At 63.4% G+C, this 20,425-nt stretch carries 14 protein-coding genes; 8 read left to right on the forward strand and 6 right to left on the reverse strand.

The window, feature by feature from the left end; translation table 11 throughout:
- Positions 1 to 72 precede the first annotated feature (72 nt).
- From C9990_RS27085 to C9990_RS27105, 5 genes are all read left to right on the forward strand, one after another.
- Entirely contained in the window at positions 73 to 825 is a 753-nt protein-coding gene (locus tag C9990_RS27085; protein ID WP_257235904.1) for an ABC transporter permease, read from the forward strand.
- A gap of 20 nt (positions 826 to 845) precedes the next feature.
- The gene (locus tag C9990_RS27090) at positions 846 to 1,739 is read left to right on the forward strand and encodes a glycine betaine ABC transporter substrate-binding protein (protein WP_065900624.1); all 894 of its coding nucleotides are present in this window, start codon (positions 846 to 848) and stop codon (positions 1,737 to 1,739) included.
- Between the two features lie 11 nt (positions 1,740 to 1,750).
- Positions 1,751 to 2,404, forward strand: a complete 654-nt coding sequence (locus tag C9990_RS27095) for an ABC transporter permease (protein WP_065900622.1) — start codon at positions 1,751 to 1,753, stop codon at positions 2,402 to 2,404.
- A complete protein-coding gene (locus C9990_RS27100) occupies positions 2,401 to 3,558 on the forward strand; it encodes a betaine/proline/choline family ABC transporter ATP-binding protein (protein WP_106805168.1) in 1,158 nt (385 codons plus the stop codon). Before C9990_RS27095 ends, C9990_RS27100 begins: the two co-directional genes overlap by 4 nt.
- A gap of 511 nt (positions 3,559 to 4,069) precedes the next feature.
- On the forward strand, positions 4,070 to 5,233 hold the full coding sequence (locus tag C9990_RS27105) for a type III PLP-dependent enzyme (RefSeq protein WP_025856258.1): 1,164 nt from the start codon (positions 4,070 to 4,072) through the stop codon (positions 5,231 to 5,233).
- A gap of 88 nt (positions 5,234 to 5,321) precedes the next feature.
- On the opposite strand, the gene C9990_RS27110 is transcribed toward C9990_RS27105, so the two are convergent.
- Positions 5,322 to 6,074, reverse strand: a complete 753-nt coding sequence (locus C9990_RS27110; RefSeq protein ID WP_106805169.1) for a tetratricopeptide repeat protein — start codon at positions 6,072 to 6,074, stop codon at positions 5,322 to 5,324.
- A 1-nt stretch (position 6,075) separates the two neighbouring features.
- Positions 6,076 to 6,756, reverse strand: a complete 681-nt coding sequence (locus C9990_RS27115; RefSeq protein WP_106805170.1) for a Fe2+-dependent dioxygenase — start codon at positions 6,754 to 6,756, stop codon at positions 6,076 to 6,078.
- 205 nt (positions 6,757 to 6,961) lie between these two features.
- On the opposite strand from C9990_RS27115, the gene C9990_RS27120 reads away from it, so the two are divergent.
- Both C9990_RS27120 and C9990_RS27125 read left to right on the forward strand, forming a co-directional pair.
- Entirely contained in the window at positions 6,962 to 9,271 is a 2,310-nt protein-coding gene (locus tag C9990_RS27120) for a TonB-dependent siderophore receptor (protein WP_106805171.1), read from the forward strand.
- Between the two features lie 136 nt (positions 9,272 to 9,407).
- A complete protein-coding gene (locus C9990_RS27125; RefSeq protein ID WP_106805172.1) occupies positions 9,408 to 11,933 on the forward strand; it encodes a sulfite reductase flavoprotein subunit alpha in 2,526 nt (841 codons plus the stop codon).
- A 54-nt stretch (positions 11,934 to 11,987) separates the two neighbouring features.
- Here C9990_RS27125 and C9990_RS27130 read toward each other — a convergent pair whose 3' ends face one another.
- The 4 genes from C9990_RS27130 to ptsP form a co-directional block, all read right to left on the reverse strand.
- On the reverse strand, positions 11,988 to 13,529 hold the full coding sequence (locus C9990_RS27130; protein WP_106805173.1) for an alkaline phosphatase: 1,542 nt from the start codon (positions 13,527 to 13,529) through the stop codon (positions 11,988 to 11,990).
- Positions 13,530 to 13,629: 100 nt separating this feature from the next.
- Positions 13,630 to 15,342 (reverse strand): PTS fructose-like transporter subunit IIB, encoded by a 1,713-nt coding sequence (locus tag C9990_RS27135; protein WP_106805174.1) that lies wholly within the window; start codon positions 15,340 to 15,342, stop codon positions 13,630 to 13,632.
- An 11-nt stretch (positions 15,343 to 15,353) separates the two neighbouring features.
- Positions 15,354 to 16,274, reverse strand: a complete 921-nt coding sequence (gene pfkB, locus C9990_RS27140; RefSeq protein WP_106805175.1) for a 1-phosphofructokinase — start codon at positions 16,272 to 16,274, stop codon at positions 15,354 to 15,356.
- Positions 16,275 to 19,133: a phosphoenolpyruvate--protein phosphotransferase gene (gene ptsP, locus C9990_RS27145; RefSeq protein ID WP_106805176.1), complete on the reverse strand. Its 2,859-nt coding sequence runs from the start codon at positions 19,131 to 19,133 to the stop codon at positions 16,275 to 16,277.
- Positions 19,134 to 19,427: 294 nt separating this feature from the next.
- Here ptsP and cra point away from each other — a divergent pair, with 294 nt between their 5' ends.
- Entirely contained in the window at positions 19,428 to 20,423 is a 996-nt protein-coding gene (cra, locus tag C9990_RS27150; protein ID WP_065900599.1) for a catabolite repressor/activator, read from the forward strand.
- Positions 20,424 to 20,425: the final 2 nt, after the last annotated feature.

Raw genomic sequence — 20,425 nt, forward strand, 5'->3', positions numbered from 1 at the left:
ATTGCCGGTATCGACGAGCTGCTTTTCGCGACCCTATTCGCCGACAGCCAGGAATGGCATTGCCGCTCGGAAATGTGGTCGCCGACAAAAGAAAAAAGGAGTCCGCCTGTGGCTATTCGCTATGGCAAAGGGCTGATAGGAGGAGCGGTTGTCGTCGCTCTCCTGGCCCTGCTGGTCCACTGGATCGGCATCAACACGATCGAACTGTACCGCGACGATTTGTTGTTTTACCTGCAAGCTCATCTGATCCTCGTTCTTGTCTCCATGCTGGCCGCCCTGATTGTGGGCATCCCCGCCGGTATCCTGCTCAGTCGACCGACTATGGTCGGGCGCGCAGAACGCTTCATGCAGATCTTCAACATCGGCAACACCGTCCCTCCCCTGGCCGTACTGGCCATCGCCCTCGGCGTCCTCGGCATCGGCAGTGGCCCGGCTATCTTCGCGCTGTTCCTCGCCTCCCTGTTGCCCATCGTGCGCAATACCTACGAAGGCCTGAAAAACGTTCAAGGCTCGCTGAAAGAAGCCGCCACCGGCATCGGCATGACGCCGCGCCAGGTGCTGTTTCGCGTGGAATTGCCCAACGCCGTGCCGATCATCATCGGCGGTGTGCGCGTGGCCCTGGCGATCAACGTCGGTACCGCGCCGCTGGCCTTCCTGATTGGCGCCAACAGCCTGGGCAGCCTGATTTTCCCCGGCATCGCCCTGAACAACCAGCCGCAATTGCTGCTTGGCGCCGCGTGCACCGCGTTGCTGGCATTGCTGCTCGACGGTCTGGTGACCATGGCCAGCCGCCTCTGGCTGGAACGCGGGTTGCGTCCGTCTTAAGGCTTGGCAAAGGAAATCACATGAAAAGACTGACCCTGATATTGAGCTGCGTCCTGCTGTTTGCAGGCATTGCGCAGGCTGCCGAAAAACCGGTGATCCGCATCGGCGCCCGGGTGTTCACTGAACAGACCCTGCTCGCCGAAATCACGTCCCAGTACCTGCGCACCAAGGGCTACGACGCCCGCGTGACCGGCGGCCTGGGCAGCAACCTGGCACGCAGTGCCCAGGAAAGCGGGCAACTGGATCTGATCTGGGAATACACCGGCGTGTCACTGGTGGCCTACAACCACGTCGACGAGAAACTCGACAGCGAACAGTCCTACGCCCGGGTGAAAGAACTCGACGCGAAAAAAGGCCTGGTCTGGCTCTCGCCGTCGAAATTCAGCAACACCTACGCATTGGCACTCCCCGAGAACGTGGCCAAGGAATTCCCGCAGATCAACAGCATCAGCGACCTCACCCAAGCCCTTGCGGAAAAAACCAAAGGCACGCGCCTGGTCGCCCTGGACACCGAGTTCGCCAACCGTTCCGACGGCATGGCGGGCATGGTCAAGCTGTATGACATGAACCTCACGCGCAAAAACACCCGGCAGATGGACGCCGGCCTGGTCTACACCGCCCTGCGTAATGGCCAGGTGTTTGCCGGTTTGGTCTACACCACCGACGGTCGCCTGAACGCCTTCAAATTGAAGCTGCTGGAAGACGACAAGCACTACTTCCCGGACTACACCGCCGCGCCGGTGGTGCGTCAGGTTTATCTCGACGCTCACCCTGAGTTGGCCGCCGACCTCAAGCCGCTGGCCGCCCTGTTCGACGATGCAACCATGCGCGAGCTGAACGCGCGGGTCGACGTCGAGCATGAAAGCCCGTCCGCCGTGGCTGCCGATTTCCTGCGCCAGCACCCACTCAACTAAGAGGAGAAGACATGGAATTCCTGAACGCCTTTTCCCATCTTGATTGGGCACAAGTCCTGCACCTGACCTGGCAGCACATTACCCTCGTGGGGATCGCCGTACTGCTGGCGATCTTTATCGGCGTGCCCCTGGGCATCCTGATGACCCGCTTCCCGACCCTGGCCGGCCCGCTGCAAGCCAGCGCCACGGTGCTGCTGACCGTGCCGTCCATCGCCCTGTTCGGCCTGCTGCTGCCGTTCTACTCCAAATTCGGCCAGGGCCTGGGGCCGATGCCGGCGATCACCGCCGTGTTCCTCTACTCCCTGCTGCCGATCATGCGTAACACCTACCTGGCCCTGACCGGCGTTGAACCGGGCATTCGCGAGGCCGCACGCGGCATCGGCATGACCTTCGGCCAGCGCCTGCGCATGGTCGAGTTGCCCATCGCCGTGCCGGTGATCCTTGCCGGTGTGCGCACCGCCGTGGTGATGAATATCGGCGTGATGACCATTGCCGCCACCATCGGCGCCGGTGGCCTGGGTGTACTTATTCTGGCTTCCATCAGCCGCAGCGACATGTCGATGCTGATCGTCGGCGCCGTGCTGGTCAGTCTCCTGGCCATCTTCGCCGACCTGCTTCTGCAATGGCTGCAACGCTCGCTGACTCCAAAAGGACTGCTCAAATGATCGAACTTCAAAACCTGACCAAGACTTTTCAAAGCAACGGCAAGACTGTTTCCGCCGTCAACGACGTAAGCCTGACCGTCAACGAAGGCGAGATTTGCGTATTCCTCGGCCCCTCGGGCTGCGGCAAGAGCACCACGTTGAAAATGATCAACCGCCTGATCAAGCCCACTTCGGGCAAGATCCTGATCAACGGCGAAGACACTACCGACCTTGATGAAGTGACCCTGCGCCGCAACATCGGCTACGTGATCCAGCAGATCGGCCTGTTTCCCAACATGACCATCGAAGAAAATATCGTGGTAGTGCCCAAGCTGCTCGGCTGGGACAAGCAGAAATGCCATGACCGCGCCCGCGAGTTGATGAGCATGATCAAGCTGGAACCCAAGCAGTACCTGCACCGCTACCCGCGCGAGCTGTCGGGCGGCCAGCAACAGCGGATCGGCGTGATTCGCGCTTTGGCGGCCGATGCGCCGCTGCTGCTGATGGATGAGCCGTTCGGCGCGGTTGACCCGATCAACCGCGAGATGATCCAGAACGAGTTTTTCGAGATGCAGCGCGCGCTGAACAAGACCGTGATCATGGTCAGCCATGACATCGACGAAGCCATCAAGCTGGGCGACAAGATCGCCATCTTCCGCGCCGGCAAGCTGCTGCAGATCGATCACCCGGACACCCTGCTGGCGCATCCGGCCGACGAGTTCGTCAGCAACTTCGTGGGCCAGGACAGCACCCTCAAGCGCCTGCTGCTGGTGAAGGCCGAAGACGCCGCCGACAACGCCCCGTCGGTGAGCCCGGAAACCCCGGTGGCCGAGGCCCTGGAGTTGATGGACGAACATGACCGCCGCTACATGGTGGTCACCTGCGCCGAGAACAAGGCGCTGGGTTATGTACGACGTCGCGACCTGCACCGTCAGACCGGCACCTGCGGCCAGTACCTGCGCGAGTTCAACGCCACCGCGGCGTACGACGAGCATTTGCGCATCCTGTTGTCGCGCATGTATGAATTCAACCGTTCGTGGCTGCCGGTGATGGATGCGGAGCGGGTATTCCTCGGCGAGGTGACCCAGGAGTCGATTGCCGAGTACCTGAGTTCCGGTAAGTCGCGTGGCGGCAAGACCAGCATCGTCTCCCCAGCGGAAACTGCGCAGGCCTGATAAACCTGCCTGTGTGGCGAGGGGGCTTGTCCCCCGTTGGGCTGCGTAGCAGCCCCAATGAACTCCGCGCGTTTTTTCAGACCAAACGCGGTGGCAGGATTTGGGGCCGCTCCGCAGCCCAACGGGGGACAAGCCCCCTCGCCACAAAAGCCCTCGCCGACCAGCCGTTTTCCTTGCAAATTGCCCCTCCCGGGGAACATCAATCCGTCACACCTGTCGGTTACATAAGTAGCTGCACGCCATCGCGCGACGAACGCGTGCAAAAACGCGACATTTTTAGTTGATCTATGGCCCCTCACGTCCTAAAGTTCGCGCCGAACGTCCATGCTGGAAACGATCCATCCGGCTCAAGTACTGACGACGAGACAGCAAGGCCAAGGGAAGCGGTTATTCCCATGGCCTTTTTGCTTTCGGCGACATGCCTTGGGAAGTAGGCGAACCAAAGTGGGGATACGGAGGACGTTCATTTGCACCCATTGATCAATACAGTTTGCCCTTAGGAGTTCCCAGCATGTCGATCAACGTCGAAGATTATTTCGCGCGCGCCACTTTTGACAAAATGAAGGCGTTCGCCGACAAGCAAGAAACCCCGTTCGTGGTCATCGACACCGCGATGATCAGCCAGGCCTACGATGACCTGCGCGCCGGTTTCGAATTCGCCAAGGTGTACTACGCCGTCAAGGCCAACCCGGCCGTCGAGATCATCGACCTGTTGAAAGACAAAGGGTCGAGCTTCGACATCGCCTCGATCTACGAGCTGGACAAGGTACTCGGCCGCGGCGTCAGCCCGGACCGGATCAGCTACGGCAACACCATCAAGAAATCCAAGGACATCCGCTACTTCTACGAGAAGGGCGTGCGCCTGTTCTCCACCGACTCCGAAGCCGACCTGCGCAACATCGCCAAGGCCGCGCCGGGCTCGAAAGTCTATGTGCGCATCCTCACCGAAGGCTCGACCACCGCAGACTGGCCTCTGTCGCGCAAATTCGGCTGCCAGACCGACATGGCCATGGACCTGCTGATCCTTGCCCGTGACCTCGGCCTGGTGCCTTACGGCATCTCCTTCCACGTCGGCTCGCAACAGCGTGACATCAGCGTGTGGGACGCGGCGATCGCCAAGGTCAAAGTGATCTTCGAGCGCCTGAAGGAAGAAGACGGCATCCACCTCAAGCTGATCAACATGGGTGGCGGCTTCCCGGCCAACTACATCACCCGTACCAACAGCCTGGAAACCTACGCCGAAGAGATCATTCGCTTCCTCAAGGAAGATTTCGGCGATGACCTGCCGGAAATCATCCTGGAGCCGGGCCGTTCGTTGATCGCCAACGCCGGTATCCTGGTCAGTGAAGTGGTACTGGTGGCACGCAAATCGCGCACCGCCGTCGAGCGCTGGGTGTACACCGATGTGGGCAAATTCTCCGGCCTGATCGAAACCATGGACGAAGCCATCAAGTTTCCGATCTGGACCGAGAAGAAAGGTGAGATGGAAGAAGTGGTCATCGCCGGTCCTACCTGCGACAGCGCCGATATCATGTACGAAAACTACAAGTACGGCCTGCCGCTGAACCTGGCGATCGGTGACCGCCTGTACTGGCTGTCGACCGGTGCCTACACCACCAGCTACAGCGCGGTTGAGTTCAATGGCTTCCCGCCGCTGAAGTCGTTCTACGTCTGATCATCCCGTCCGGGAACGATCACCCTCTGTAGGAGCCGGCTTGCCGGCGATAGCGATCTTCAAGACGCCATCGCCGGCACGCCGGCTCCTACGGGTTCAGGTGTGTGGCGCGCTCTTTGTAAGCCTCGGCCATCGCCCGGATCTGCGGGTCATTCGCCGCCGCCAGCGCCTTGTGCGCCGTGCGCAGGAACTTCAGGTTGCCACCGGCCAGCGCCTTGCGCAGCCACTCCAGCGCCGCCTCGATCTGGCCTCCGTCGGCCAACACCGCTGCATAACTGAACTGCCCACGAAAATCCCCGGCTTCGGCTGAGCGGCGATACCACGTCACGGCCGTCTCCAGATCCCTGGGGCAACACCGGCCGTCTTCCAGATAGCGCCCCAACAGGTTCATCGACTTGGCATGCCCCTGCTCCGCCGCCTGGCGGTATAACGCCAGTGCCTGCGGTTGGTCTTCAGCGACGCCTCGCCCGGTCGCCAACAGATTGGCATAGTTGTACTGCGCCCAATCCAGTCCGGCCTCGGCTGCCACGCGGTATTCACGCGCCGCGGCGGCCTCATCCACCGCGCAGCCCCAGCCATGCTCCAGGCAGCGACCGGTCATATTGCGCGCCATCAAGTGGCCGCCCTTCGCCGCAATCTGGAACCAGCGCAGCGCCAAGGCTTCATCGCGGGCAATGCCACGGCCTTCCAGCAGGATTTGCCCGAGCAGGGCCTGGGCATCCACCACGCCCTCTTTCGCCGCCATCAGGATCGCCTGGGCCGCGCGCACCGGGGAGTCATCGAGCATGCTCTGCAACTGCTCGACGTTGAGCACTTCTTCACGACGCAACAAAAAGCCCATGTCAGACCTCGACCCAGCGGCGCAGCAGGTTGTGATACGTGCCGGTGAGCTGGATCAGGGCCGGATGGTCAGGCACATCGCGGGTCAGTTGCTGGATCGCGCCGTCCATCTCGAACAGCAGGGTGCGCTGGCTGTCTTCGCGCACCAGGCTCTGCGTCCAGAAAAACGAGGCATAGCGCGCACCACGGCTCACGGCGTTGACTTTGTGCAGGCTGGAGCCGGGGTACAGCACCATGTCGCCGGCCGGCAACTTCACGCGCTGCAGGCCGAAGGTGTCCTGGATCTCCAGTTCGCCGCCGTCGTATTCCTCCGGGTCGCTGAAGAACAGCGTCGACGACAGGTCGGTGCGCACCCGCTCGTGACTGCCCCGGGCCTGGCGCACGGCATTGTCGATATGGAAGTCGAAGCTGCCACCCGCGGTGTAGCAGTTGAACAACGGCGGGAAAACTTTGCGCGGTAACGCCGCTGACATAAACAGCGGATTTTTCCACAAGCGCTCAAGCATCGCCGCACCGATTTCCTTGGCCAATGGATGGCCTTCGGGCAATTGCAGGTTGTGCTTGGCCTTGGCGGATTGGTGCCCGGCGGTGATTTTTCCGTCGGCCCACTCGGTGTTTTCCAGGGCTTGGCGAATGCGCTGCACTTCCTCACGAGAGAACAGGCCGGGAATGTGCAGCAGCATGGGCAGTACCTGATATCGAAGAGACATCAATGATATTGATTCTTATCCACGCTGTAAAACATGCCAGACGAACGACTTCGTAAAAACCGTAAGCAAAAAGTGTAAAGAATGTAAATTCAGTGCGAATAGCAATGTATCGCAATTGATAGAAAGTCTTGTTGACCCTATATTCCGCGGCCTCACATCCTTGGGGAAAGGACACGTCATGTCGCGCACCACTACAAAAATACCTGCCAGTTCACCACGCATGCTGGCTTCGGCCATCGGCGTCGCCCTCAGCGCCGGCTCTGTTGCCCATCTGGCGCAGGCGGCCGAAGACACTGAACAAAAAGGCCAGCGCAACAGCATCTCCCTGGGCGCCACCAGCATTACCGGGGAAGAGCAGGACACCACGTCCTACCAGGTCGAAAAAGCCTCTTCGCAGAAATACACCGCCCCGCTGGTGGACACGCCGCGCTCGGTCACCGTGGTGCCGCAACAAGTGCTCAAGGACACCGCCGCCACTTCGTTGCAGGATGCCTTGCGCACCGTCCCGGGGATCACCTTCGGCGCCGGCGAAGGCGGCAACCCCCAGGGCGACCGCCCATTCATCCGCGGTTTCGACGCCCAGGGCGACACCTACCTGGACGGCGTGCGCGACACCGGCGGCCAGAGCCGTGAGATCTTCGACATTGAATCCATTGAAGTCAGCAAAGGCCCGAACTCCTCGTTCGGCGGCCGTGGCTCGGCCGGTGGCAGCCTCAACCTGGTGAGCAAGACCCCACAAGCGCGGGACTTCACCAACGGCGGCTTCACCTATGGTTCCGACCAGACTCGCCGCTATGTGCTCGACGTCAACCGCCAGTTCCTCGACGACAGCGCCGCGTTCCGCCTGAACCTGATGAGCCACGAGCAAAACGTGGCCGGTCGCGATGCGATCAACTATGACCGCTGGGGCGTGGCGCCGTCGCTGACCTTCGGCCTGGGCACGCCGACCCGCGTCAACCTCAGCTACTACCACATGGAAAGCGACGACCTGCCGGATTCGGGCATTCCGTATGGCTACGGCTCCTCGACGGCCACCGCCCACGTGCATGACAAACCCAACGATGGTGGCGACAGCACGAACTTCTATGGCTTGAAGGACCGTGATTTCCGCAAGACCCGCGCCGATATCAGCACGATCTCCATCGAGCACGACCTGAGCGACACCATGACGCTGAAAAACACCCTGCGTCATGGCAGCACCGGCCAGGACTACATCCTGACGCAACCGGACGACAGCAAATTCAACGTCAACCGGTTCGGCACCGTGTGGCGTCGCCCCAACTCACGCGTCTCCACCACGGAGACCACCACCAACCAGACCGACCTGTTCGGCAGCTTCCAGGCCCTGGGCTTCAAGCATTCCTACTCCACCGGCCTGGAATTCACCGGCGAAGAAACCCGCGCCAGCAGCTACACCGTGCGCACCGCCAACGGTGCCGTCGCAGCCAACCCAAGCGGCGGCTGCCTGCCGAGCCAGATCGGCAGCAGCGGCGGCAACTGCACCTCGCTGGGCAATCCCAACCCGGACGACGCGTGGACCGGCAGCGTCGCGCGCAACTACTTCGGCACCAACACCAAGGCCACCAGCCGTGGCGCGTATGTCTTCGACACGATCGAGCTGGACCCGAAATGGCTGCTGAACGTCGGCCTGCGCTACGACACCTTCGACACTGTGGCCAATACCGACTCCGCCACCGGCCGCACCAAACTCAAGCAAGACAGCCAGTTCTTCAACTGGCAGGCCGGCCTGGTCTGGAAGCCGGTGGAGAACGCCAGCATCTATGCCTCCTATGCCACCTCGGCAACCCCTGCCGGTGGCCTGGTCGGTGAAGGCTCGGACGGCAACCCGCTGTCCGCCGGCGCCGCGACCAGCGACCTGCAACCTGAGGAAACCGTCAACTACGAGCTGGGCACCAAGTGGGACCTGTTCCACGATCGCCTGTCCCTGACGGCGGCGGTGTTCCGTACCGAGAAGAAAAACACCCGCATCCTGGTGGACTCCCTCACCTACGAAAACGCCGGCGAGTCCCGCGTGGATGGCGTGGAGTTGTCGGCCAGCGGCAAGATCACCGATCACTGGCAGGTGTTCGCGGGCTACAGCTACCTGGACAGCGAACTGGTCAACGCCGGCCTCAACGGTCGAAACGGCGTGGTCAGCACGGGCTCAAGCAAAGGCAACCAGATGCCGAACACGCCGAAGAACACGTTCAGCCTGTGGACCACTTACGACATCACCTCCAAGCTCACCGTCGGCGGCGGCGCGTTCTATGTCGACGAAGTCTATGGCGATGCCGGCAACCTCGTTTATGTACCGTCCTATACCCGCTATGACGCCATGGCCAGCTACAAGCTGACCAAGAACGTCGACCTGCAGTTGAACGTGCAGAACCTCACCGACAAGGTGTATTACGACAAGGCCTTCTCCACCCATTTCGCCAACCAGGCGGCCGGGCGTACTGCGTTGTTGACCACCAGCTTCCACTTCTAAACGCGCTCGACGCGCAACCAGGAGCCCCACGCATCGGATGCGTGGGGCTTTTGCGTGTAAAACAGAATGTTTCTCGACAACTCACGGCATAATGCGCGCCGTGGCATTTACAGACAGATGAGCGAGGCGGTCCGACGTGTTGAAGAAAACCCTGTTCCAGTTGCACTGGTTCTTCGGCATTACTGCCGGGCTGGTGCTGGCCTTGATGGGGATCACCGGGGCTGCGGTCTCGTTTCAGGATGAAATACTGCGGGCGCTCAACCCGACGGTGCTCAGCGTGCAAAAACGCGAGGCCGGGGTACTGCCGCCCGCCGAATTGGTGCGCAAGCTCGAAGCCACCGAAGGCAAGACCGTGTCGATGCTGTGGGTCGAAAGCGAAAGCGGCAATGCCGCGCGCGTGTTCTTCACCCCGCCGCCCGGCGAGCGCCGTGGCCAGATGCGCTACTTCGATCCCTACACCGGTGACTATATGGGCGACGCTGTCGGCCAGGATGTCTTCGGCTTCATCCTGCAACTGCACCGCTTCCTGGTCATGGGTGAAACCGGCCGGCAGATTACCGGTGCGTGCACGCTGATCCTGGTGTTCTTCTGCCTCTCCGGCCTGTATCTGCGCTGGCCACGCCAGGTGGCAAGCTGGCGTGCCTGGCTGACCCTGGACTGGCGCAAAAAAGGTCGCAGCTTCAACTGGGACCTGCATTCGGTGTTCGGCACCTGGTGCCTGCTGGCCTACCTGTTGTCGGCGCTGACCGGCCTGTCGTGGTCCTACGACTGGTACAGCCAGGGCCTGACCAAGCTGCTGTCCGATGCCCCGCAAAATGAGCGGGTGCGCAAACGTGGCCCGGCGCCCGAAGGCCCTTTGCCGGTGGCCAACTACGACGCGATCTGGAGCAGCATCTACAGCAATGCCGGTCCCGGCCTCAGCGCCTACAACATCCGCATGCCCGCCGTCGCGGGGCAGCCGGCCACCGTCTACTACCTGTTGAAAGACTCGCCCCATGACCGAGCGCTGAACCAGATCAACCTGGACCCGGCCACCGGCGAGGTCAAATCCCACGACCAGTACGCGAGCAAGAGCCTCAAGTCGCAGCTGCTGACCAGTATTTACGCGCTGCACACCGGCAGTTACTTCGGCCTGGCGGGGCGTATCATCCTCACCATCAGCTCACTGCTGATGCCGTTGTTCTTCATCACCGGCTGGCTCCTGTACCTGGACCGCCGGCGTAAAAAACGCCAGGTGCGCCATGCACGCAAAGGCCTCGGCGCCAACCACAGCGATGCCCCGGCCTGGTTGATCGGCTTTGCCAGCCAGAGCGGCTTTGCCGAGCAGTTGGCCTGGCAGACGGCCGGGCAATTGCAGGCTGCCGGCTTGCCGGTGAAGGTGCAGCCCTTGGGCAGTGTCAGCCAGGACGACCTGCGCCAGTCGCAGAATGCGTTGTTTGTAGTCAGCACCTTCGGTGACGGCGAAGCGCCCGACAGCGCGCGGGGTTTCGAGCGCAGCGTGCTCGGCCAGGACATGTCCCTCAAGGGCCTGAACTACTCGGTATTGGCCCTGGGTGACCGACAGTACGAACACTTCTGCGGCTTTGCCCGCCGCCTGCATTTCTGGCTGACCAACCAGGGCGGCAACCCATTGTTCGCCCCGGTCGAAGTGGACAGCGGCGACAGCGCCGCGCTGCTCAACTGGCAACAACAACTGGGTCAGCTGACAGGGCACGCACCGGCCGCCGCCTGGCCGACCGCCCAATACGAAAACTGGACGCTGAGCCAGCGCACCCTGCTCAACCGCGACAGCAGCGGCTCGGATGTCTACCTGCTCGGCCTCACCAGCACGTCGCCACAGCGCTGGGAGGCCGGCGATCTGGTCGAAGTCCTGCCGCGCAACTGCCCATGGGCCATCGAGCACTTCCTCGAAGGACTGGGCCTGGCCGGCAGCGACGGCGTACTGATCGACGGCCTGGCGCAAACCCTCAACCAGGCCCTGGCCACACGCCAATTGCCGGACAACCGCGCGCACCTGGTGGGCCTGCATGCCCAGGCACTGGTGAATGCACTGGCGCCGCTGGGTATGCGCGAATACTCCATCGCCTCGATCGCCAGCGACGGCGTGCTGGAACTCATCGTGCGCCAGGAGCGCCACCCGGATGGCGGCCTGGGCGTCGGCTCGGGTTGGCTCACCGAGCATGCGGCCATCGGTGCCGCAATCAGCCTGCGCCTGCGCCGCAACAGTGGCTTCCACCTGCCGGACGCGCCCGTGCCGTTGATCCTGCTGGGCAATGGCACGGGCCTCGCTGGCCTGCGCAGTTTGCTCAAGGCGCGCATTGCCGATGGCCAGCAGCGCAACTGGCTGTTGTTCGGCGAACGCAATATCAAGCATGACTTCCTGTGCCAGGACGAGCTGCAAGGCTGGCTCGCCAGCGGTGACCTGGCGTTGCTGGACCTGGCGTTTTCACGCGACCAGGAGGAAAAAATCTACGTGCAGGATCGCCTGCGTGAATCGGCCGAGGTACTGCGCAGGTGGCTGGCAGAAGGCGCGGCGATTTATGTGTGCGGGAGCCTGCAGGGGATGGCGACCGGGGTGGATCAGGCGTTGGTGGACATACTCGGCAGTGACGCGGTGGAGCGCTTGATCGAACAAGGCCGCTATCGCCGCGACGTCTACTGATGATCAACTGTGGGCGCTGGCTTGCCTGCTCCCACAGTTTTGAGCGCAGGCCAATCAGGCGGGCTGCAGCTTTTGCTCGAACACCGAGACGCCATCCAGGTCACGCAGGATCACGGTCAACTCCGCAGTCTGCCCATCGATCTGCACCTCGCCAAAAAACTGGAAACCCGCAAACGGCGACGTGTTCTGCGCCGGTGGGGCCTTCTCGAACACCACTTCGGGGCCAAAGGTCTTGTCCAGCGGATTAGGCCCGAAGCTCCCCGCATTCAACGGCCCGGCGACAAACTCCCAGAACGGCTCGAAATCCTGGAACGCCGCGCGATCCGGGTGATAGTGATGCGCCGCGCAGTAATGCACGTCTGCCGTCAGCCATACATGGTTGCGCACCTGCTGTGCACGCAGGAACCCGAGCAGCTCGGCGATTTCCAGCTCGCGGCCCTGGGCCGGGCCCGGGTCATTGTTGGCGATGGCTTCCCAACGCGGCACGCCGGGGCTGACTTCGCCGTCGGGCACGCCGAGGCCGATGGGCATGTCGGCGGCGATGACCTTCCACTGCGCCTGGGAAGCCTTGAGTTCGCGCTTGAGCCAGTCCAGTTGCTCGCGGCCGAGGAAGGGCTTTTCCGCGCCCAGGTTGTCGTCGTTGGGGCCGCGATAGCTGCGCATATCGAGCACGAACACATCCAGTAGCGGACCATAGCTGAGCTTGCGATAAATGCGCCCGCCACCGTCGGCGGCTTGCCGGCGCATCGGCGAATATTCCAGCCAGGCCTGACGCGCGCGGCCGACCAGGGTGTTGATGTCCTTGGTCTGGTAGCGCTCGTCGAGTTGCTTGCTCGGCGACCAGTTGTTCACCACTTCATGGTCGTCCCACTGCCAGATCTGCGGCACTTCGGCATTGAAGCGGCGCACGTTTTCATCCAGCAGGTTGTAGCGGTAATTGCCGCGATATTCATCCAGGGTTTCGGCGACTTTGCTCTTGGCCTCGGTGGTGATATTGCGCCAGATGCGCCCGCCTTCGGTGACCAGTTGCGCGGGCACCGGGCCGTCAGCGTAGATGGTGTCGCCGCTGTGGATAAAAAAATCCGGCAGGCGCAGGCGCATGGCTTCGTAGATGCGCATGCCGCCGATGTCCGGGTTGATGCCAAAGCCTTGGCCCACGGTGTCGCCGCTCCACACAAACCGGATGTCACGGCGCTGTTGCGGCACGCTGCGCAGGTGGCCGAACCAGGGCTCGCTGGCCACGCCGGTCTGGGCGTCTTCGAAGTGCACGCGATAGAAGATCGCTTGGTCGACGGGGAGCCCGGTGAGTTCGACGCGGGCGGTAAAGTCGGTGCGGCTGTCGGCCAGCGGCGAGACGAATTTGCGCGGGTTGCTGAACACGCTGCGGGTGTCCCACTCCACCACCATCTTCGCCGGGCGGTCGCTGCGGCTCCAGATCATCGCGCGATCGCCCAGCAGGTCGCCGGACTGCACGCCATCGGTGAGTTGCGGGCGATCTTTCACCGAAGCGATCACCGCCGGGGCCAGGCCCGGCAGCAACAGGCCGGCGCCGACGGCTTGCATCACGCGGCGACGGCCGAGGTCGAAGTGGCTCATGCAGGTGCCCTCTTGAGTATCAAAAGGGAAACTTAACCACGCCGGGATGAAAGCCAGATGACACCCCACTGCAGGCGCCGGCAAGCCGGCCCCTACAGGGTCAGGCAGGGGCGACGGCCAGCTCCACCGCTTCCGGGCGCTTGATCAGCGCGTACACCAACCCGGTCAGCAGGCTACCCGCGACAATCGCCAGCAAGTACAGCAACGCATGGTTCATCGCATTCGGGATCACCAGCACAAACAGGCCGCCATGGGGCGCCGCCAGTTTGCAGCCGAAGTACATCGACAGCGCGCCGGTCAACGCGCCGCCGGCGATGCTGGCCGGGATCACGCGCAGCGGGTCCTTGGCGGCAAACGGGATCGCACCTTCGGAGATAAAGCACAGGCCCAGGATCATCGCGGCCTTGCCGGCCTCGCGTTCGGTCTGGGCGAACTTGCGCCGCGCCAGGAACGTGGCGATGCCCATGCCGATCGGCGGCACCATGCCGGCGGCCATGGTCGCGGCCATCGGTGCGCCACTCTGCGCGGCCAACAGGCCGACGGAAAACGCATACGCGGCCTTGTTGATCGGCCCGCCGAGATCCACGCACATCATGCCGCCCAGCAGGATGCCCAGCAGCACCGCATTGGTGGTGCCCATGGTGCTGAGAAAATCCGTCAGCCCGGTGAGCATGCGCGCCACCGGCGGGCCGACCAGGTAGATCATCGCCAGGCCGGTGAACAGGCTCGCCAGCAACGGGATGATCAGGATCGGCTTGAGCGCCTCCAGGCTCTGCGGCAACTTCACCGCGCGGGTGATCAGCTTGACGCAATAGCCGGCGAGGAAACCGGCGAAGATCCCGCCGATAAACCCGGCGCCCAGCGTCCCCGCGAGCAGGCCGCCGATCATGCCGGGCGCAATGCCCGGACGGTCGGCAATCGAGTAGGCGATATAGCCCGCCAGCAACGGCACCATCAGCATGAAGGCGCGGTCGCCGACGGTTTTCAGCGCCGCCGCCAAGGTGCCTTCCTGTTCGAACGCGTGGATGCCGAACACGAATGACAAGGCGATCAGCAAGCCGCCCGCCACCACCATCGGCAACATGAACGACACGCCAGTGAGCAGGTGTTTGTAGACGCCGGTTTTTTCCGGCTTCTTGGTCGCCGCACCGCCGGCCGCGCTTTCCACCGCGCCTTCGGCCAAGGCTTTGTTGAGGGTCGCTTCGGACTGCTTGAGCGCAATGCCGGTGCCACAGCGGTAAATCTTCTTGCCGGCGAAGCGCTCGGTGGCGACTTCAATGTCGGCCGCCAGCAACACCACATCGGCGTCGGCGATGGCCTGCGGGCTCAACGGCGTGCGGGCGCCGACTGAGCCTTGGGTCTCGACCTGCAAGTCATACCCCAGGCGCTTGGCCGTTTGCTGCAAGGCCTCGGCAGCCATGAAGGTGTGGGCCACGCCGGTGGGGCAAGCCGTGACGGCAACGATGCGCGGGACGTTTTTCGCGGCGACGGGGGTCGTCGCGACATACACCTGCGCCTCTTGCGCACCACGGCGCAAGACCGCCTCGACATCCGCCAGCGCCTGGGCCGGGGTGCTCTGGAACACGCGCTTGCCGACAAACCGCTGCATGTCCACCGCGGTGCTGCTGACCAGCAACACCCATTCGGCCGCGTCGAGCGTCGCCTGGGACAGCTGGCGCTCCGGACGTTGCACGTCGACCACTTCGACGCTGGTGCTCCAGCCTTGACGCTGCGCGGCTGCGTCCAACAAGCGGGCGCACAGCACACTGGTGACCATGCCGTTCGGGCAGGCAGTAACAATGGCTAACTTCATCACAATCCCTCTTATTGTTCTGTCAGCGTGCGGACGTCGACGCCGTTTTGCAGGCGCGCCAACTGCGCGTCATCGCTGATGCCGAAACCGATCTGCGTCACCGCCATCGCGGCAATCGCCGTCGCGCGGCGCAGGGTGTGCTCCGGTGTATCGCCACTGAGCAGACCGTGAAGCATCCCGGCCAGCAGCGAGTCACCGGCGCCGACCGTACTGGCGACCGTCACCTTGGGCGGCGTGGCATGCAGGGCCCCCTGCGGGCTGTACCAGGTCACGCCTGCGGCGCCGTCGGAGACAACCACGTGTTCCACCCCTTGCTGATGCAGTTGGTGGATGACGTCAGTGGAATGTCCCAGGGCATCGGCCAGCTCTTCGGTATTGGGCTTGACCAGCCATGGGCTGGCCTTCAGACCGGCGCGCAGGGCCTCGCCGCTGGTGTCCAGGGCGACTTTCAAACCCAGGTCCTTGAGTTGCGCCAGCAAGTCCTGGAACCACTGCGCACTGACGCCGCGCGGCAAGCTGCCAGCCACCACCACGGCATCGAACTCGGGGCCGATCACCGCGAGCAGCTTGAGCAAGGCGTGTTGTGCCTGCTCGCTCACCAGCGGCCCCGGCGCGTTGATGTCGGTGACCCGACCGTCCTGTTCGGCAATCTTGATATTGCTGCGGGTTTCGCCCGGCACGCGAATGAACGCGTCGCCGAACCCTCGGCTGGCGATCAGCGCCTCGAACGCCTCGGGGTTGGCCGCACCGAGAAAGCCGCCCACGCTCACCTGATGGCCGAGGTCGGCCAGCACCTGCGCCACATTCACGCCCTTGCCGGCCGCGTGGGTCAGCAGGGTTTCGCTGCGGTTGACTTCACCCGGCTCCAGGCGCCCCAGGCGTACCGTCAGGTCCAACGCCGGGTTCAGCGTCAGGGTCAGAATCATTGCCATCTACACGGCCTCCACAAGGGCACGCACTTCGGCGGGCGAACCCACCGCGAGTGCTTTTTGCGCCAGGCCCTGGGCCTCGCTCAGACTGAATTCACGCACGCGCGCCTTCACTTCAGGAATGCTGCGGGCCGACACGCTCAACTCATCCACCCCCAGGCCGACCAACACCGGCACTGCCAGCGGGTCTGCCGCCAGCTCACCGCACACGCCCACCCATTTGCCCTGGGCATGGGCGGCGCGCACGGTGATGTCGATCAGTTGCAGCACGGCCGGATGCAGGCCGTCGGCCTGGGCCGACAGGGTCGGGTGGCCGCGGTCGATGGCCAGGGTGTACTGGGTCAGGTCATTGGTGCCGACGCTGAAGAAATCCACTTCCTTGGCCAGCACCGGCGCGAGCAATGCCGCAGATGGCACCTCGATCATGATCCCCAGTTGCAGGTCGACCACCGGGATTTCCAGGCGCAGGCGCTCGGTCATGTCGCGGGCCGCGCGCCATTCATCCACGCTGCCGACCATGGGGAACATGATGCGCAACGGGCGGTTGTCCGCCGAGCGCAGCAGCGCGCGCAATTGCGCCTCCATGATCTGCGGACGTTGCAAGGTCAGGCGAATGCCACGCACGCCCAGGAAGGGGTTTTCTTCCTCGGCGATCGGCCAATACGGCAGCGGTTTGTCGCCGCCCACATCGAGGGTGCGCACCACCAGCGGGCGACCGCCCAGGCCGTCGAGCACGCGGCGGTATTCGGCTTCCTGGGTGGCTTCATCCGGCGCTTGCGGATGGGCCATGAAAATCAGTTCGGTGCGCAGCAAGCCAATGCCTTCGGCGCCCTGCTCCACCGCGCTGGCCACACCGGCGCTTTCGCCAATATTGGCGAACACTTCCACCGCGTGGCCGTCACGGGTCAAGGCTGGCTCATGACGCTGGGCCGAGGCGGCTTGCAGGCGTTGTTCGCGGGTATCGCGTTCGACGGTGGCCCGTTGCAGGGTGGCGGCATCGGGGTCGACATGCAGGCGGCCGCGCTGGCCATCCAGCAACAACGCGGTGCCGGCAGCCAGCAGCAACACCGTCGGACCGGCGCCCACCAGCGCGGGAATCCCCAGGGCGCGGGCGACGATGGCGCTGTGGGCCGTGGCGCCGCCACGCGCGGTGAGGATGCCGGCGACGCGCGCCGGGTCCAGCCGCGCGACGTCCGAGGGGCCCACTTCGTCCATCACCAGGATGTAGGGTTCGCTCGGCTCCTGGGCGGTTTCGACGCCGCACAGTTGCGCCAGCACACGGCGACCGATGTCGCGCAAATCGGCCGCGCGCTCGGCAAGCAAGGCGTCCTGCAACGACTCCTGCTGTCTGGCGGCAGCTTCGATCACGCTCATCCAAGCCGCTTCGGCGCTCTCGCCTTGCTTGAGGCGCGTGTCGACTTCGTCGGTGAGTTCCGGGTCGTCGAGCATTTCCTGGTGGGTGATGAAAATTTCGCGGATAGCCTTGGCCTGGCTGCGTTCGATCAGGCCCTGGATATCGCCGCGCACGTCGGCCAATGCGGCCTGCAGGCGCTGGCGCTCGATGGCCGAGGACTCGCCGCGCAACGGGTAGTCGAACACCTGCTGAACCTGGACATGCGCCGGACCAATCGCGATGCCGGGGGCGGCGGCGATGGCCTGGAGCTGGCTGCCGGCCAGCGGTGCGCTGAGCACCGGTGCGCTATCCGGAGCGGAAGGCTGGGCGCTCACGGTCGGCAGCGGCTCGACTTCTTCGCCGAGGCCGGCTTCAACAGCAGCCAACAGCGCGGGCAGCGCGTCACCGGCAATCGCCGGTTCAGCGACAAACTCCAGCACCTGGCCACGTCGGGCGCCGAGGCTGAGCAACTTGCTCAGGCTCTTTACCGACACAGCGCCTACCGGGCCGTCGACAATGCGCAGGCGGATATCGCCGTCAAAACTTTTCGCCAACTGCGCGAGGATCTTCGCCGGCCGCGCGTGCAGGCCATGGGCATTGGCGAGGGTGACGCGCACGCTGGGCCAGTCCGGCGGCAGTTCGCCACCCAACACTTCGAGCACCGCGCGGCTGCTGGTGGCGCGGCCCAACTCCTGGCCGCGCCCTTCGATCAGCAATGCACACAGGCGTTCCAGCAGGGCCTGGTGCGCTTCGCCCAGGCTGGCCAGGCAGAACAGGCCGTTGAGCGGCTGGCCAAGGTAGCGCATGGGTTTGTCCGGGGTGACAAACGCCAGGCCCGGGCGCTTGACGGTCTGCTCGCTGTGCAACCACCACAGGCCATCGCCCAGGGGCAGCGCATCGACCTGTTGCAAGACGGCGGCGAAACCATTGCTCACACAATCGGCCTGACGCAACAGCCGGGCGCCGCGCCATACCAGTTCTTCAAAATCATCGGCGGACACGCCCAGGCTGATCATCTGCGCGTCCAGCGCCAGCTCCTGTGGCGCACCCTGCAACAGTTTCAGCAGCGCTTCGGCACTGCCGGCACGCCGCAGCGCCTGGCCCAGGTCGGTTTCACCGAGGGCACGGGTAAGCAGTTGCAACAGGCGCAGGTGTTCATCGGACTTGGCCGCAATGCCGATCGCCAGGTAGACGATCTGGCCGTCGCCCCAGTCCACCCCTTCGGGGAACTGCAGCAGGCGCACGCCGGTGGAGAACACCTGGTCGCGGGTTTCGGGGGTGCCGTGGGGGATGGCAATACCTTGGCCGAGAAAGGTCGAGCCTTGGGCTTCACGGGCTTGCAAGCCACTGAGATACCCCTCGGCGACCAGGCCATCGGCCACCAGTTTGTCAGCGAGCAGGTGCAGGGCGGCAGATTTATCCACAGCCATCTGGCCCATGGAAATCTGCTCTACAGTGAGCTCAAGCATGCCGTTCTCCTAGTTAGTGCGGGGGCCGCACTAGGTATTGTTTTGAATAAAACAGTGTAAGGGCGTTTCGGGATAACTGACTGAGCAGTCAATTGGCAGTAGGTACTCAGTCGCGAACGTCGTAAAAATACGCTGGCTGAAACGTTTAATCTAGAATTTATGGCAGATTACGCGTTAATTGCGCATCCTTGAAGGACCACTCGGCACTTGCGCTGAGACATTGGTCGCGTGCCGTAATCAGTTACGATTGGACAAAATGTCGGGGCAAGCTCCAAAAAACAAGGAAATCCCGGTTTGAAACTCAGTGATATCGCGCGTCTCGCCGGTGTGTCCGTGACCACCGCCAGCTATGTCATCAATGGCAAGGCTGAACAGCAACGGATCAGCAACGCCACCGTCGAACGGGTGCGTGCCGTGGTCGAAGCCCATGGCTTCACCCCCAACCCCCAGGCCGCCGGGCTGCGCAGCCGGCACACGCGTACCTTGGGGTTTATCCTGCCGGATCTGGAAAACCCCAGTTACGCGCGCATCGCCAAGCTGCTGGAGCAAGGCGCACGGGCACGTGGCTATCAGTTGCTGATCGCCAGTTCCGATGACGAGGCCGACAGCGAGCGCCAACTGCTGCAGCTGTTCCGCGCGCGCCGTTGTGACGCGCTGTTCGTCGCCAGCTGCCTGCCCGCCAGCGATGACAGTTACCGCGAGTTGCAAGCCAAGGGCTTGCCGGTGATCGCCATCGACCGGGTAATGGAGCCCGGGCAGTTCTGCTCGGTGGTCAGCGACGACCGCCAGGCCTGCCAGCAATTGACCAGCAGCCTGCTGCAGCCGCTGCCCAAGCAGATCGTGCTGATCGGCGCGCGTCCCGAGCTGAGCATCAGCCAGGAGCGCGCGGCAGGTTTCCATGAGGCGCTGCAAGGCTTCAAGGGCGAGGTATTGGTCGAACACGGCGAAGCCTTCAGCCGTGACTGTGGCCGACAACTGATGGAGCAATTACTGCAACGCCTGGGGCATTTGCCTGACGCGCTGGTGACCACGTCCTACGTGCTGCTGCAAGGCGTGTTCGATGCGCTGCATGACTTCCCGTTGAAGTCGCGGCCCCTGAGCCTCGGCACCTTTGGTGACACCCAACTGCTGGACTTCCTGCCGTTGCCGGTCAACGCCATGGCCCAGCAGCATCAACTGATCGCCGACACCGCCCTGCGCCTGGCCCTGGCCGCCATCGAAGACGAGCAGTACCAACCCGGCGTGCACGCCATCGGCCGCACGTTCAAGCAGCGTATTCACGAGGCTTGAGC

Origin of the sequence: Pseudomonas sp. S5D5 (assembly GCF_003013355.1) — a bacterium.
Taxonomy (GTDB): Bacteria; Pseudomonadota; Gammaproteobacteria; order Pseudomonadales; family Pseudomonadaceae; genus Aquipseudomonas; species Aquipseudomonas aylmerensis.

Bases quoted from the DNA above. Each gene is read 5' to 3' on its own strand.
- C9990_RS27095 (WP_065900622.1), top strand. From the start codon at position 1,751: ATGGAATTCCTGAACGCCTTTTCCCATCTTGATTGGGCACAAGTCCTG.
- ptsP (WP_106805176.1), bottom strand. From the start codon at position 19,133: ATGCTTGAGCTCACTGTAGAGCAGATTTCCATGGGCCAGATGGCTGTG.
- C9990_RS27120 (WP_106805171.1), top strand. From the start codon at position 6,962: ATGTCGCGCACCACTACAAAAATACCTGCCAGTTCACCACGCATGCTG.
- C9990_RS27105 (WP_025856258.1), top strand. From the start codon at position 4,070: ATGTCGATCAACGTCGAAGATTATTTCGCGCGCGCCACTTTTGACAAA.
- C9990_RS27085 (WP_257235904.1), top strand. From the start codon at position 73: ATGTGGTCGCCGACAAAAGAAAAAAGGAGTCCGCCTGTGGCTATTCGC.
- C9990_RS27090 (WP_065900624.1), top strand. From the start codon at position 846: ATGAAAAGACTGACCCTGATATTGAGCTGCGTCCTGCTGTTTGCAGGC.
- C9990_RS27130 (WP_106805173.1), bottom strand. From the start codon at position 13,529: ATGAGCCACTTCGACCTCGGCCGTCGCCGCGTGATGCAAGCCGTCGGC.
- pfkB (WP_106805175.1), bottom strand. From the start codon at position 16,274: ATGGCAATGATTCTGACCCTGACGCTGAACCCGGCGTTGGACCTGACG.
- C9990_RS27100 (WP_106805168.1), top strand. From the start codon at position 2,401: ATGATCGAACTTCAAAACCTGACCAAGACTTTTCAAAGCAACGGCAAG.
- C9990_RS27115 (WP_106805170.1), bottom strand. From the start codon at position 6,756: ATGCTGCTGCACATTCCCGGCCTGTTCTCTCGTGAGGAAGTGCAGCGC.
- C9990_RS27110 (WP_106805169.1), bottom strand. From the start codon at position 6,074: ATGGGCTTTTTGTTGCGTCGTGAAGAAGTGCTCAACGTCGAGCAGTTG.
- C9990_RS27135 (WP_106805174.1), bottom strand. From the start codon at position 15,342: ATGAAGTTAGCCATTGTTACTGCCTGCCCGAACGGCATGGTCACCAGT.